The organism is Microbacterium testaceum (genome assembly GCF_003075375.1).
GTDB lineage: Bacteria > Actinomycetota > Actinomycetes > Actinomycetales > Microbacteriaceae > Microbacterium > Microbacterium testaceum_E.
Map to the genome: position 1 here is coordinate 1 of NZ_QDFT01000057.1, position 13,191 is coordinate 13,191.

A 13,191-nucleotide genomic window follows, 5' to 3' on the forward strand; every position below is an offset into this window, starting at 1 on the left:
CCTGGACGGGACCGTAGCGGGTGTTCRCCSSCTACGGTCCCGTCCAGGTGCGCATCACGGTGTCGGGCGGGACCATCACCGACGTGCAGGTCCCGCAGTACCCCTCCGAGAGCGGGCGCGACCAGCAGATCAACTCGCGCGCGCTGCCGATCCTGGTGCAGCAGACGATGACGGCGCAGAGCGCGCAGGTCGACATGGTCTCGGGTGCCACCTACACCAGCACCGGGTACCGCACCTCGCTGCAGTCCGCCCTCGACCAGGCCCGCTCGTGAGCCCGGCCGTCACGGTCACGGCCGAGGTCATGGGGACGGTCGCCTCGATCACGCTCATCGCCGCCGTGCGCCGCGACGGCGACGTGGGCGAGGCCGTCGCCGCATGCATCGAGCGGCTGCGGGACGACGAACGCGTGTTCTCGACGTATCGCGATGACTCGGACGTCTCGCGCCTGCGCGACGGACTGCTCGCTCTCGACGAGGCCGATCCCCGCGTGGCCGAGGTGGCGGCGCGGTGCCGCGAGCTGCGCGCGCGCAGCGGCGGTCGCTTCGATGCCGACTGGCGCGGATGGTTCGACCCCACCGGGTACGTGAAGGGCTGGTCGGTGGATGCCGCGGCGACGGCGTTCGACGGCGTCCTCGCCGCGGGGGCGATCGAGGCGGTGGGCGTGAACGTCGGGGGCGACATGCGGCTGCGCACCGCGGCCGGCAGCGACCACGTCTGGCGCGTCGGGGTGGCGCACCCGACCCGCGCGGGAACCCTGCTCGCCACGGTCGAGGTGGTCGACGCCGCCGTGGCCACCTCGGGCACGGCCGAGCGAGGGGCGCATCTGATCGATCCCCGCACGGGGGCGGCGCTCACGGGTCCGGTGAGTGCGACGGTCGTCGCGTCCGACCTCGCCACCGCCGACGCGTGGGCGACGATCGCCGCCGTCGCCGGGATCGACGACCTCGACGTGGTCGGATCGGCGCCCGTGGCATCCGGGATCGTGTGGCAGCACGGCCGCACCCGGCGCTTCGCCGGGGGTGTCGAGGTGTCGGCGTTCCACGACGCCCTGGCCGGCTGACCCGACCCGTCGGCGGGCTCGGTCCGCGCCCCGGCTCGACGGCCCAGGCGCCGGCTCAGTCCACCCGCGGCAGGCGCAGGGCGAACACCGTTCCCGCGGCCGAGGTGCGCTCCACCTCGACGCGGCCGCCGTAGCGGCCCGCGGCCTCGCGCACGAGGGCGAGCCCCAGCCCGAATCCCCGGCGGCGCCCCGACTCCGCGCCCCGGGCGAAGCGCTCGAAGATGCGGGGCAGGTCGTCGGCGCCGATGCCCGCGCCCCGGTCCTCGACGCGGATCACCACGTCCGCGTCCTCGACGTCGGCCGACACGTCGACCGCCGCGCCCGCGGGGGAGTGACCGATCGCGTTGTCGAGCAGGGCCGTGCACATCCGCGTCACGGTCACCGCGGGCACGGCGACGACCTCGGCGGCGAGCGTATTCGCACGCAGCGCGACCCCCGCGTCGTCAGCCAGAGCGGAGAGGACGTCGACGGCGGCGCGCACGCTCTCGTCCACCCGTGCCGTCCCCCGTGCGGCCGTCCCCTCGGCGGTGAGCAGCATGTCGGCGAGCACGTCGTCCATCACCTGCGCGTCACGGCGCAGCTGTTCGAGCGGTTCGTCGCCCGGCTCGCCGCGGCTCAATCGACGCTGCACGATCTGGATGCGACTGGTGAGGGCCGTGAGGGGAGTGCGCAGCTCGTGGCTGGCGTCCGAGACGAAGGCGCGCTGGCGACGCAGCGCCTCGTCCAGCGGACGCACCGACCATCGCGCCGCCGCCCATCCCACGAGGCCCAGCACGATCACGCCCGCCAGGCCCAGCCCGACGACCCAGGGCAGCACGTCGTCGAGGTCGACGACGAACCGGTCGCCGCCACCGTTCCCGCCGAACCCGGGGTGGCGGCCGCCCTGCTCGGTGCGTGCACCCGAGACCAGGACGGCGACGAGGATGCCGACCCCCACCGCGATCGCGACGGCCGATGCGCCCGCGACCAGCGTCCCCACCCGCAGGGCGGCGTCGCGGACGACGCGGCGGTCCGTGTCGGCGGTCATCGCTCGGCCCCGGCGCGGTAGCCGCGGCCGCGGACGGTCTCGACCAGGTCCGTGTCGGTCTTGCGCCGCAGGTAGTGCACGTACGTGTCGACCGTGGTCACGGCATCCGGGGACGAGAACACCGCCCGCGCGATCTCCTCGCGCGAGAACACGTGATCGGGGCTGCGGGTGAGCAGGTCGAGCACGGCGTTCTCGGTCGCGGTGAGCGCGACGCGCGCCCCGGTGGGTCCGTAGACGACCGCCGTGTCGGGAAGGTAGGTCCACTCGGCGACACCGCGGCGGCGGCCCTCGGCCCGGAACGCGCGGCGCAGGGCCCGCAGGCGCGCGAGCAGCTCGTCGAAGTCGAACGGTTTGAGCAGGTAGTCGTTCGCGCCCGCGTCGAGACCGTCGACGCGGTCGGCGACGGACCCGAGGGCGGTGAGCATCAGGACCGGTGTGGTGATGTGGGCGGTGCGCAGGTCGCGCACGATCTCAGCACCGTCGCGGCGGGGCAGGCGTCGATCGAGCAGGATCACGTCGAACGTCTCGCGCAAGGCGCGGTCGCGCCCGGTCGCTCCGTCGGTCTCGTGCGCGACGTCGTAGGTCTCGCTCAGGACCTCGATGGTCATGGCCGCGATCTCGGCGTCGTCCTCGACGTAGAGCACCCGCGGTCGGGCGGTGTCGCTCACCTCACGCCGGCCCGCGGCGGGGCGACGTTCCATCCGAAGCGCTCGAGGGCGCCGTGCAGTCGTCGCGCCTGCGCCCAGGCGATCTCGCCCGAGACGTCGGAGTAGACGTCGATCGCGAAGGGCGGCGGATCGGCGAACTTGGGGATCTCGACCTCGGCCCAGGCGTGGGGCGCCAGCCACACCCGCGGGCGGGCGGTGCCGGCGTCCTCGACGTTGCCGTCGGCGGCGAAGGCGATCGCATCGAGGGCGTCGATCTTGGTGATGGGCATGTCGACCACCAGGGTCACCGCGTGCAGCACTTCGGACATCGCGTTCCTCCCTTTCCTCATCCTGACATGTCGCCGTCGATGCCGGGCCGGGTGTCGCACGTCGGCGAGCGCATAGCCTCGATCCATGCCCTCTCCTCGCGCAGAGCTCGAGATCCTCCTCGCCTCGGGACGACGCGACGTGTCGCCGGACCTGCGCGCCCTGCCCGTCGAGGGTGAGGCCCGCGCGGCGGCGGTCCTCATCCTGTTCGGCGTGCTCGACGGCATCCCGAGCGAACGGGACTCCCCGAGCGTCCCGCGCGACCTCGACGTCCTGCTCCTGGCCCGCGCCGCCACTCTGCGCGCGCATCCGGGTCAGGTCGCCTTCCCGGGCGGTCGGCTGGATCCGGGAGATGCGGATGCCGTGGCGGCGGCGCTGCGGGAGGCCCGCGAAGAGACGGGTCTGGATCCCGCGGGCGTCGACGTGCTGGGCTCACTCGCGCCGGTGCCCCTGGCGTACTCGCGCCACGAGGTCACCCCGGTACTGGGGTGGTGGACCCGCCCGACGCCGGTGCGCGCCGTCGACCTCGCCGAGTCCGCCGAGGTCTTCCGCGCGCCGGTCGCCGACCTGCTCGACCCCGCGCGTCGGGGCGTCACGGTCATCCACCGCGACGGCCGCGAGTGGCGCGGCCCCGCGTTCGCCGTCGAGACCCCGCGCGGGCCGCAGATCGTCTGGGGCTTCACGGCGATGCTCCTGGACGGCCTCTTCGACCGCCTCGGGTGGACCGAGGAGTGGGACCGCACGAGAGAGGTCCCGCTCCCGGTGCCCCCGAGCGCCGATCGCCTCTAGCGCGTCGAGCCGCGTTCGTCATCCGGCCCGCACGCGGCCCCGATGCTCGCTAGCGTGAGCAGGGTGACTGCGCCTATCGATCCCACCTCCACCTCCGCCTGGTCCCGCCTCACCGCTCTGCGCGACGGGTTCGAACCCGACCTGCGCGGCTGGTTCGCCGCCGACGCAGACCGCACGCGCGACCTGACGCGCACGGTCGGCGATCTGCACGTCGACCTGTCGAAGAACCTCGTCACCCCCGAGGTGCTCGAGGCCCTCGTCGCGCTCGCCGACGAGACCGGCGTCCGCGCGCGCTTCGCCGACATGCTCCGCGGCGCCCACCTCAACACCAGCGAGGACCGCGCCGTCCTGCACACGGCCCTCCGCCGCCCCGCGGGCGCCGAGCCGGCCCTCGTCGTCGACGGCCAGCAGGTCGATCACGACGTCCACGAGGTTCTCGACCGCCTGGCCGCGTTCGCCGATCGCGTGCGCTCGGGCCAGTGGCGCGGGGTCACCGGCAAGAAGGTCACGCACGTCGTCAACATCGGCATCGGCGGCAGCGACCTCGGACCGGTGATGGTGTACGAGGCCCTGCTGCCCTATGCGGACGCCGGCATCCACGCGCGTTTCGTGTCCAACATCGACCCCACCGACATCGCGCAGAAGACCGCCGACCTCGACCCCGAGACCACGCTCTTCATCGTCGCGTCCAAGACCTTCACCACCCTCGAGACCCTCACCAACGCCCGTCTCGCGCGCGACTGGCTGTGGCAGGGTTTGGCCGCGGCGGGTGCCATCGACGGGACGGATGCCGCCCGCACCGACGCCGTCGCCCACCACTTCGTTGCCGTCTCGACGGCGCTCGACAAGGTGTCGGCGTTCGGGATCGACCCCGACAACGCGTTCGGGTTCTGGGACTGGGTGGGCGGCCGGTACTCGGTCGACTCCGCGATCGGTCTGTCGCTGGCGATCACCCTGGGCCCCGACGTGTTCCGCGAGCTGCTGTCCGGCTTCCACACGGTCGACGAGCACGTGGCATCCACTCCGATCGAGCAGAACGTCCCGGTGCTGATGGGTCTGCTGAACGTCTGGTACACCAACTTCCTCGGTGCGCAGTCGCACGCCGTGCTGCCGTATGCGCAGCAGCTGCACCGCTTCGCGGCGTACCTGCAGCAACTGACCATGGAGTCCAACGGCAAGTCGGTGCGGTGGGACGGCACTCCCGTCACGACCGACACGGGCGAGGTGTTCTGGGGCGAGCCGGGGACGAACGGTCAGCACGCCTTCTATCAGCTCATCCACCAGGGCACCCGGCTGATCCCGGCCGACTTCATCGCCTTCGTCAACCCGGCGTATCCGCTCGCCGACGACGGTCGCGACGTGCACGGGCTGTTCCTGGCGAACTTCCTCGCGCAGACGAAGGCGCTGGCCTTCGGCAAGACCGCCGCCGAGGTCGAGGCCGAGGGCACGACCGGAGCGCTGGTGGCGGCGCGCACCTTCCCGGGCAACCGTCCGACGACGTCGATCTTCGCCCCGTCGCTGACGCCGTCGGTGCTCGGTCAGCTCATCGCGCTGTACGAACACATCACCTTCACGCAGGGCACGATCTGGGGCATCAACTCGTTCGACCAGTGGGGCGTCGAGCTCGGCAAGCAGCTCGCGCTGCAGATCGCGCCGGCGATCGAGGGGGACGACGAGGCTCTGGCGGCGCAGGACGCATCGACGCGTTCGCTGCTGGACTACTACCGCGCGCACCGCGCCTGACCGGCGGTTCCGCCGCTATGACGGGCCGCCCCGGAGGGATTTCCGCATCTTTCCGGGGCGGCCCGTCCGTCGTCCGTCGGGCGGGTGCGCGGTGCCCTCGCGGCCAGGGCGGGTGCCGTAGCTAAAGGGCTGGTCAAAAGGGATAAAACGGGCGACGAGGCGCTGGCTGCGCCACGACGCGGACGGCGACGGCCAAGAGGCGTGACAGAAGCCCCGCTCCCACCGTCCGTCCAGGTAACGAAGAGATAACGCTCAGAAGGGGCACCCACACTCGGGGACTTGTGCCGACCCGACGGCGCAGATCGCGCTCGATCCCGACGAGTGCGCCCGAACGAAAGATCTCTCCTTGCTGCGTTCCGATATGAAGCTCGTCCGTGTCCACCGCGCCCGCCGCACCCTCGTCACCGCCGCCACGTGCGCCGGTCTCGCGCTGGGCCTCGTGGCCACGACCGGTCTCGCCATGGCCGCCCCCGTCTCCCTGCCCGACGCGTCCGCGTCCTCCTTCGCCGCGCCCGGGTCGGCGGTGACGATCTCGTCCGCCCCCACGCTGGGAGACGTGACCACCGGCGCCGATTCGGCGATGACCGACGCGCAGGCGGCGCTCGCCAGCGCCACCGCCGTCCAGGCCGATGTGGCCTCGACCGGGCTGCCGCTGTCGATCGGCGATGCGTCCGTCGACACCTCTGCGCTTCAGGACGCGGTCGATCGCCTCGGCTCGAGCGACCTGCTGCCCGTGCTGCTGGTCCCCGCCCTCAGTCAGAACGCCCAGGCCGAGACCGATCGCGTGTCGGCGCGCGTGGCCGAGGTGCAGGGCAGTCTCGACCAGGCCAAGGCCGAGAAGGCGGCCGCGGACGCCGCCGCCGAGGCGCAGCGACAGGCCGAGAAGGCTGCTGCGGAGGCGGCGGCTGCCGAGGCGCAGCGTCAGGCCGAGGCGGCTGAGGCGCTCGCGCGGGTCAACACCCCCGCCGGCGCGAAGGATTACGCCGCGCAGCTCGCCGCCGAGAAGTACGGGTGGGGAAGCGATCAGTTCTCGTGTCTCGTGTCGCTGTGGACCAAGGAGTCGGGCTGGAACTACCAGGCCTACAACAACGACGGCGGGGCCACCGGCATCCCGCAGGCCCTCCCGGGCAGCAAGATGTCGTCCTTCGGTGCCGACTGGCAGACGAACGCGGCCACGCAGATCGCGTGGGGTCTCGATTACATCGACCGCGGGTACGGAACGCCGTGCAGCGCCTGGGGTCACTCGCAGGCGGTCAACTGGTACTGAGAATCGCCTGACGACCCACCCCGGTGCCTCTCCAGCGATATATCGTTGTATATCGCTGACTCAGATCGGGTCCGCGCGAAGGAGGTCGTCATGAGTGGTTCATTCCTGGGAGACGCGTTCGGCGGACGCGGTGGTTCGAACACCCCCGGTTGGCCGATGTCCAACATCCTCGAGGGGCTCGAGCAGCTGCGCACGCAGTTCGAGCAGAAGGCCGGCTCGACGCCGCGCATGAACAAGGGCGACGTGCGCTCCGCGGTGCTGTCGCTGCTGCTCGAGCAGCCGATGCACGGGTACCAGATCATCCGCGAGATCGAAGAGCGCAGCGGCGGGTCGTGGAAGCCGAGCCCCGGCTCCGTCTACCCCACGCTCCAGCTCCTCACCGACGAGGGTCTCGTGCAGGCCGAGGAGTCCAACGGTCGCAAGACCTACTCGCTCACGCCCGAGGGTCGCGCCGCGGCCGGCGACGAGACCACCGAGCGCACCGCTCCGTGGGAGGCCGCGGGCTCGCGCGAGGGAGGACGCATGACCGCGCTGCCCAAGGCCGGCGTCGAACTGGCGCAGGCGGCGGCCCAGGTCGCCCGCACGGGCAACAAGGAGCAGGTCGCGCAAGCCGTCGAGATCCTCGACGACGCGCGCCGTAAGCTCTACTCCATCCTCGCCCAGGGCTGAGGTTTGCCCGAGCTCGACGCGTGCGGGGCGCACGTCGGCATCCAGGAGATTCGATGACCGACGACGCCCTCATGAAGGCCCGCTACCGCCGTATCACGCGCTTCGCCGCGCGCTACCTCGTCCAGGCGTGGTGGTACGAGCTCTTCCTGCCGCGGTTCGGCCTCGGGTGGATCTCCGCCCGGGGCCGCACCCGCCGGCTGCAGCGCATCGCGCAGCGCTTCCACGTGCTCGCGGTCGATCTGGGCGGCCTGATGATCAAGGTCGGTCAGTTCATGTCCTCGCGCCTCGACGTCCTGCCGCCCGAGATCACGAAAGAGCTCGAGGGTCTGCAGGACGAGGTGCCCGCGGTGCCCTTCGCCCAGATGCGCGTCCGCGCCGAAGAAGAGCTCGGGATGCCGCTGGAACGCGCCTTCGCCTCGGTCGACGAGCGTCCCCTCGCCGCGGCATCGCTGGGTCAGGCGCATCGCGCGGTCCTGACGGACGCGATGGCCGGCGAGACCGGGTTGACCTCGGTCGTGCTCAAGATCCAACGCCCCGGCATCGACCGCATCGTCGACGTGGACCTGCGGGCCCTGCGCAAGGTCGGCGTGTGGCTCAGCAAGGTCGCGCTCGTGCGCGATCGGGTCGACATGCCCTCGCTCGTCGAGGAGTTCGCCGTGACGAGCCTCGAAGAGATCGACTACCTGCACGAGGCCGCCAACTCCGAGCGATTCGCCGCCGACTTCGGCTCCGACGGCTCGATCGCCGTCCCCGAGGTCGTCTGGGAGCGCACGACCCGCCGGGTGCTGACGCTGCAGGACGTCACCGCGATCAAGATCAACGACGTCGACGCCCTGCGCGCCGCGGGTATCGACCCGTCCGAGGTCGCCGCGCGGTTCGCCCGCGTGATGTTCGACCAGCTCTTCGACGACGGCTTCTTCCACGCCGACCCGCACCCCGGCAACGTGTTCGTCACGCCGTCGGGGTCCCTGACCGACCGGGGTACGCCGGCGTGGCGCTTCACCTTCATCGATTTCGGCATGATGGGCGAGGTTCCGCCGAGTCTGCGACGGGGGCTCCGTCGCGTGCTCATCGCGGCGGCCTCCCGCGACGGAAAGGGTCTGGTCGACGGCATCCGCGATGTGGGCGTCCTTCTGCCCACCGCCGACACCATCCAGCTCGAGCGCGCGATGACGCAGCTCTTCGCGCGTTTCGGCGGCATGGGGTTCGCGGAGCTGCAAGAGGTCGATCCGCGCGAGTTCCGCGCGTTCGCGATCGAGTTCGGCGACGTGGTGCGCTCGCTCCCGTTCCAGCTGCCCGAGAACTTCCTCCTGATCGTCCGCGCGATGTCGCTCACGAGCGGCATGTGCAGCGCCCTCGACCCCGCTTTCAACATCTGGGATGCCGTCGAGCCCTACGCGCAGCGGTTGATCCGCGAAGAGAGCGGCAACACCGCCCAGGCCCTCGCGCGCGAGGTGGGTGCCGTCGCCGCCGTCACCGCGCGCCTTCCGCGCCGCATCGACAACCTGATCGAGCGCTTCGAGGACGGGTCGGTGTCGGTGCAGACGCCGCGGATCGAACGGCGCATACGTGACCTCGAGCGCATGGTGCGACGGGTGGTGTCGTCCGTGCTGTTCACCGGTCTGCTCATCGGGGGAGTGCTCCTGCAGGCCGAGCAGGCGGTGCTCGGCACCATCCTCATGGTCGTCTCGATCGCCCCGCTGTCGCACGCCCTGCTCGCCGGTTTCATCGCCCGCCGCAACGGTCTCTGACCGACGCGCGACCCCGGCGCGGTCGGCCCCGGCGCGACCGGGGCCGCTGCGTCGGTGCACGACCCGGTCCGCTTCGTCGGCGCTCGACCCGGTCCGTTGCGCCGGCGCTCGGGCGGGTCGTGCTCGTCGGCGGGCGACCCGGTCCGTTGCGCCGGCGTGCGTCGTTCTCCCTCCCCGGGTTCCCGGGTTCCATCCCGCTCCGGCATCGTGGGGGCAGCCGTCGCTCGTCGCGACGGCGCGCAACCCCGAGACGCGAAACGCGCCGCCGGACGATGTCCGACGACGCGTTTCGCGTGCGATGGCGCAGGTGGGTCAGTACCACCCGACCGCCTGCGAGTGCTCCCAGGCGCCGCACGGGGTGCCGAAGCGGCCCGAGATGTAGCCGAGGCCCCACGAGATCTGCGTCGCGGCGTTGGTCTCCCAGTCGGCGCCGGCCGACGACATCTTGCTCCCCGGAAGAGCCTGGGGGATGCCGAACGCACCGCTGCCGGCGTTGTAGGCGCGGTAGTTCCAGCCGGACTCCTTGTTCCACAGCGAGACCAGGCACGAGAACTGGTCGTCGCCCCAGCCGCGGCTCGCGAGCATGCCGCGCGCCGTCGCCTGCGCGCCGGCGGGGCTGTTGTCTCCGGATCCGCCGCCGGAGGTGACGGGAACAGGGGCGGACGAGCCGCCACCGTTGCTGGTGCGGGTGGAGGCGGCGGCCCGCTCCTCGGCTGCCGCCTTCTCCTTCGCAGCCGCCGCGGCCGCTTCGGCCTCCTGGCGCGCCTTCTCGGCGGCCTCCTCTTCGGCCTTCTTCGCGACGGCGGCGTCCAGGCCGCCGCGCAGTTCGGCGACGCGCTGGTCGACGCCCGCCCGCGCGGCGGTGACGTCCTCGGCGAGGTCGGGCAGGAAAGTGTCGGGCAGCACGGAGGCAGCCTCGAGGCGCGCGGTGGCGGTCTCGAGGGCCGAGGTGTCGACGGTGGCGGGCTGGCCGATGTCCAGACCGGATGCCGCGATGTCGTTCTGCACCGAGGTGACGGCGGCCATCGACGTGGCGGCGGACGACTCGGCCGTGCGGGCCTCGTCGGCGCCGGCGCCGCGGGCGGTCGCGAGGACGGTCGGCGTGGTCGCGGAGGCGAGCGAGAAGCGGGCCGTCGACAGGTCGGTGGGGGAAGCGGTCGCGGCCGGAGCCGTGCCGGTCAGGGCCGCGGCGGCGACGACGCCGACCACGACCGCACCGATGGCCGTCAGGGGGCGACGGCGGGTGCGGCGGGCGGCGAGGCGACGGTCACGACGGTTGGAAGGGGGCGTCGAATCAGAGCGCATAGAACCGGTTTCACGTGAGGGAGGGCGGTGCGGGTGTCACCGTCCGACCCGCGTTCGGCGGGCACGAAACCCGGAGCCTGGCACGCCAGTCTGGACGCCACCTGGGCGTCGCGCCCGCGCAGCCCCGGCGAAAAGAGCCGATCGGAGGCGAATCCTCCGACCCTCGCGCGGGGCTTGCTTCGGCTCAGCCCCGCCTCGGTGCGGCCCGCGCAGCGAGAAGGGAGACGGGTGCGTTAGACTGGGGTATCACACGTGGGGCCCTGCCCGGATTCCGGGCGCGCCCGTGGCATCGCACGAACCTTCCGCTCTGCTTCGGCTCGCGGCATCCGTTCGCCTCCGGGCGTGCGAGTGCCCGGCGGCCCGGTCCTCTCGGACCAGGGCGCAGCAGCCGGAGCCCGACACCAAACCCAACTAGGACAACCCACTACATGACTACCGCAACGACCGCCCCGGCTACCAAGCAGGTCGCGATCAACGACATCGGCTCCGCCGAAGACTTCCTGGCCGCGGTCGAGAAGACGCTCAAGTTCTTCAACGACGGCGACCTCATCGAGGGCACCGTGGTGAAGATCGACCGCGACGAGGTCCTCCTCGACGTCGGTTACAAGACCGAGGGTGTCATCCCCTCCCGCGAACTGTCGATCAAGCACGACGTCGACCCCAACGAGGTCGTCAACGTCGGCGATCACGTCGAAGCCCTCGTTCTCCAGAAGGAGGACAAGGAAGGCCGCCTCATCCTGTCCAAGAAGCGCGCGCAGTACGAGCGCGCGTGGGGCGACGTCGAGAAGATCAAGGAGAACGACGGTGTCGTCACCGGTTCCGTGATCGAGGTCGTCAAGGGTGGTCTCATCGTCGACATCGGCCTCCGCGGCTTCCTCCCGGCCTCGCTCATCGAGCTGCGCCGTGTCCGCGACCTCACGCCGTACCTCGGCCAGGAGATCGAGGCCAAGATCCTCGAGCTCGACAAGAACCGCAACAACGTGGTGCTCTCGCGCCGCGCCCTGCTCGAGCAGACGCAGTCCGAGTCGCGCACCACGTTCCTCAACAACCTCCACAAGGGCCAGGTCCGCAAGGGCACGGTCTCGTCGATCGTCAACTTCGGTGCGTTCGTCGACCTGGGCGGCGTCGACGGTCTCGTCCACGTCTCCGAGCTCTCGTGGAAGCACATCGAGCACGCTTCCGAGGTCGTCGAGGTGGGCCAGGAGGTCACCGTCGAGATCCTCGAGGTCGACCTCGACCGCGAGCGCGTCTCGCTGTCGCTCAAGGCGACGCAGGAAGACCCGTGGCAGGTGTTCGCCCGTACCCACGCGATCGGCCAGATCGCTCCGGGCAAGGTCACCAAGCTCGTTCCCTTCGGTGCGTTCGTCCGCGTGGCCGACGGCATCGAGGGCCTCGTGCACATCTCCGAGCTGTCGGGCAAGCACGTCGAGCTCGCCGAGCAGGTCGTGTCGGTCGGCGAAGAGGTCTTCGTCAAGATCATCGACATCGACCTCGAGCGTCGCCGCATCTCGCTGTCGCTCAAGCAGGCCAACGAGTCGGTCGACCCCAACGGCACCGAGTTCGACCCGGCGCTGTACGGCATGGCCACCGAGTACGACGAGCGTGGCGAGTACAAGTACCCCGAGGGCTTCGACCCCGAGTCGGGTGCCTGGCTCGAGGGCTTCGACGCTCAGCGCGAGCAGTGGGAGCAGGAGTACGCCGCTGCTCAGGGTCGCTGGGAGGCTCACAAGGCCGCCGTCACCAAGGCCCTCGAGGCCGAGGCCGCCAACCCGACGGACACCGGTTCGTTCGGTGGATCCTTCTCGTCCGAGTCGCCCGCCCAGGGCACCCTCGCCGACGACGAGTCGCTGGCTGCGCTTCGCGAGAAGCTCTCCGGTCGCTGATCCGTCCCGCATCGAAGGCCGGTACCCCTCGGGGTGCCGGCCTTCGGTCGTTCCCGGGCGCAAGCCCTGGTCATTCGGCGCCGGGGGAGGGCAGGATGTCCCCATGGCTTCTCCACTTCCCCTCCTCATCACCCTCGCCGGCGTGGCCGTGCTCTTCCTCTCGATCGCCTTCGTGTTCGCGCTGGTGATCGGCGCGATGTTCTTCAGCGGTATCGAGTTCACCGGTGGACACATGGATGCCGCCGCCCCCGCGTTCGTCCTCACCGCCTGATCGATCGTCCGTATCGAGCCCGTCACGCCGCTTGGCGCGACGGGCTCTGGTTTTTCCGCATGTTTTCGGGGTTTCGTGGGAGCGACACGCCCGGGGTGTGGTGTGGATTCGACGGGTGGGTGGTTCGGGCGTAAGTTATTACTTGTTCGCCCCACAGGGGAGAGCGGAGCGGCCGGAAGGCCCCGCGTCCTCTCAAGTGGTGAACCGCCCCCGATCTGTATGTTGAGAGTTTCGGCTTTCTGGTCTAGTGTTGGGGTCCTGCCATTCGGCTTCTTCTCTCACATGTGGTGCTCCTTCTGGGGTGTGGTGTGGGGTTGTGTGTCGGTGGCTGTTTTGTGAACTGCTCCATGGGTGGTCGTGMTGACTGTTCTGTGTGTGCGTCCGTTCCTTGAGAACTCAACAGCGTGCACTTGTCAAATGACAATTTATTCCTCGTCGATCTGACTTTTGTT

At 70.9% G+C, this 13,191-nt stretch carries 13 protein-coding genes; 9 read left to right on the forward strand and 4 right to left on the reverse strand.

Annotated features, from left to right (window positions below; genetic code table 11):
- Positions 1-20 precede the first annotated feature (20 nt).
- Both DC432_RS14605 and DC432_RS14610 read left to right on the forward strand, forming a co-directional pair.
- Positions 21-272 (forward strand): FMN-binding protein, encoded by a 252-nt coding sequence (locus DC432_RS14605; RefSeq protein ID WP_243393151.1) that lies wholly within the window; start codon positions 21-23, stop codon positions 270-272.
- The gene (locus tag DC432_RS14610; protein ID WP_207770837.1) at positions 269-1,060 is read left to right on the forward strand and encodes an FAD:protein FMN transferase; all 792 of its coding nucleotides are present in this window, start codon (positions 269-271) and stop codon (positions 1,058-1,060) included. The genes DC432_RS14605 and DC432_RS14610 overlap by 4 nt, the downstream gene beginning before the upstream one ends.
- A 55-nt stretch (positions 1,061-1,115) precedes the next feature.
- Here DC432_RS14610 and DC432_RS14615 read toward each other — a convergent pair whose 3' ends face one another.
- From DC432_RS14615 to DC432_RS14625, 3 genes are read right to left on the reverse strand one after another with little or no spacing between them, the layout of a single operon-like run.
- The gene (locus tag DC432_RS14615) at positions 1,116-2,087 is read right to left on the reverse strand and encodes a sensor histidine kinase (RefSeq protein ID WP_116538496.1); all 972 of its coding nucleotides are present in this window, start codon (positions 2,085-2,087) and stop codon (positions 1,116-1,118) included.
- A complete protein-coding gene (locus DC432_RS14620; protein ID WP_279304164.1) occupies positions 2,084-2,755 on the reverse strand; it encodes a response regulator transcription factor in 672 nt (223 codons plus the stop codon). The genes DC432_RS14615 and DC432_RS14620 overlap by 4 nt, the downstream gene beginning before the upstream one ends.
- Positions 2,752-3,063 carry a hypothetical protein gene (locus DC432_RS14625; RefSeq protein ID WP_116538498.1) on the reverse strand — a complete coding sequence of 104 codons (312 nt, stop codon included), beginning with the start codon at positions 3,061-3,063 and terminating at the stop codon, positions 2,752-2,754. The genes DC432_RS14620 and DC432_RS14625 overlap by 4 nt, the downstream gene beginning before the upstream one ends.
- An 85-nt stretch (positions 3,064-3,148) precedes the next feature.
- Here DC432_RS14625 and DC432_RS14630 point away from each other — a divergent pair, with 85 nt between their 5' ends.
- The 5 genes from DC432_RS14630 to DC432_RS14650 all read left to right on the forward strand — a co-directional run bounded on the left by DC432_RS14630 (position 3,149) and on the right by DC432_RS14650 (position 9,280).
- On the forward strand, positions 3,149-3,850 hold the full coding sequence (locus DC432_RS14630) for an NUDIX hydrolase (protein ID WP_116538499.1): 702 nt from the start codon (positions 3,149-3,151) through the stop codon (positions 3,848-3,850).
- A 42-nt stretch (positions 3,851-3,892) separates the two neighbouring features.
- Positions 3,893-5,593 (forward strand): glucose-6-phosphate isomerase, encoded by a 1,701-nt coding sequence (pgi, locus tag DC432_RS14635; protein WP_116538500.1) that lies wholly within the window; start codon positions 3,893-3,895, stop codon positions 5,591-5,593.
- A gap of 346 nt (positions 5,594-5,939) precedes the next feature.
- Entirely contained in the window at positions 5,940-6,860 is a 921-nt protein-coding gene (locus tag DC432_RS14640) for a phospholipase (RefSeq protein ID WP_207770838.1), read from the forward strand.
- 90 nt (positions 6,861-6,950) lie between these two features.
- Entirely contained in the window at positions 6,951-7,529 is a 579-nt protein-coding gene (locus DC432_RS14645) for a PadR family transcriptional regulator (protein WP_108318871.1), read from the forward strand.
- A 53-nt stretch (positions 7,530-7,582) separates the two neighbouring features.
- Entirely contained in the window at positions 7,583-9,280 is a 1,698-nt protein-coding gene (locus DC432_RS14650) for an ABC1 kinase family protein (RefSeq protein WP_116538501.1), read from the forward strand.
- Between the two features lie 312 nt (positions 9,281-9,592).
- On the opposite strand, the gene DC432_RS14655 is transcribed toward DC432_RS14650, so the two are convergent.
- Positions 9,593-10,585 carry a lytic transglycosylase domain-containing protein gene (locus DC432_RS14655; RefSeq protein ID WP_207770839.1) on the reverse strand — a complete coding sequence of 331 codons (993 nt, stop codon included), beginning with the start codon at positions 10,583-10,585 and terminating at the stop codon, positions 9,593-9,595.
- 428 nt (positions 10,586-11,013) lie between these two features.
- Here DC432_RS14655 and rpsA point away from each other — a divergent pair, with 428 nt between their 5' ends.
- Positions 11,014-12,468 carry a 30S ribosomal protein S1 gene (gene rpsA, locus DC432_RS14660; protein WP_058232454.1) on the forward strand — a complete coding sequence of 485 codons (1,455 nt, stop codon included), beginning with the start codon at positions 11,014-11,016 and terminating at the stop codon, positions 12,466-12,468.
- A gap of 103 nt (positions 12,469-12,571) precedes the next feature.
- The gene (locus DC432_RS16525; protein ID WP_165801292.1) at positions 12,572-12,739 is read left to right on the forward strand and encodes a hypothetical protein; all 168 of its coding nucleotides are present in this window, start codon (positions 12,572-12,574) and stop codon (positions 12,737-12,739) included.
- The last annotated feature ends 452 nt before the right edge of the window (positions 12,740-13,191 follow it).

Coding starts and splice junctions, on each gene's coding strand:
- DC432_RS14645 (WP_108318871.1), top strand. CDS start 6,951: ATGAGTGGTTCATTCCTGGGAGACGCGTTCGGCGGACGCGGTGGTTCG.
- rpsA (WP_058232454.1), top strand. CDS start 11,014: ATGACTACCGCAACGACCGCCCCGGCTACCAAGCAGGTCGCGATCAAC.
- DC432_RS14650 (WP_116538501.1), top strand. CDS start 7,583: ATGACCGACGACGCCCTCATGAAGGCCCGCTACCGCCGTATCACGCGC.
- DC432_RS14625 (WP_116538498.1), bottom strand. CDS start 3,063: ATGTCCGAAGTGCTGCACGCGGTGACCCTGGTGGTCGACATGCCCATC.
- DC432_RS14630 (WP_116538499.1), top strand. CDS start 3,149: ATGCCCTCTCCTCGCGCAGAGCTCGAGATCCTCCTCGCCTCGGGACGA.
- DC432_RS14615 (WP_116538496.1), bottom strand. CDS start 2,087: ATGACCGCCGACACGGACCGCCGCGTCGTCCGCGACGCCGCCCTGCGG.
- DC432_RS16525 (WP_165801292.1), top strand. CDS start 12,572: ATGGCTTCTCCACTTCCCCTCCTCATCACCCTCGCCGGCGTGGCCGTG.
- pgi (WP_116538500.1), top strand. CDS start 3,893: ATGCTCGCTAGCGTGAGCAGGGTGACTGCGCCTATCGATCCCACCTCC.
- DC432_RS14655 (WP_207770839.1), bottom strand. CDS start 10,585: ATGCGCTCTGATTCGACGCCCCCTTCCAACCGTCGTGACCGTCGCCTC.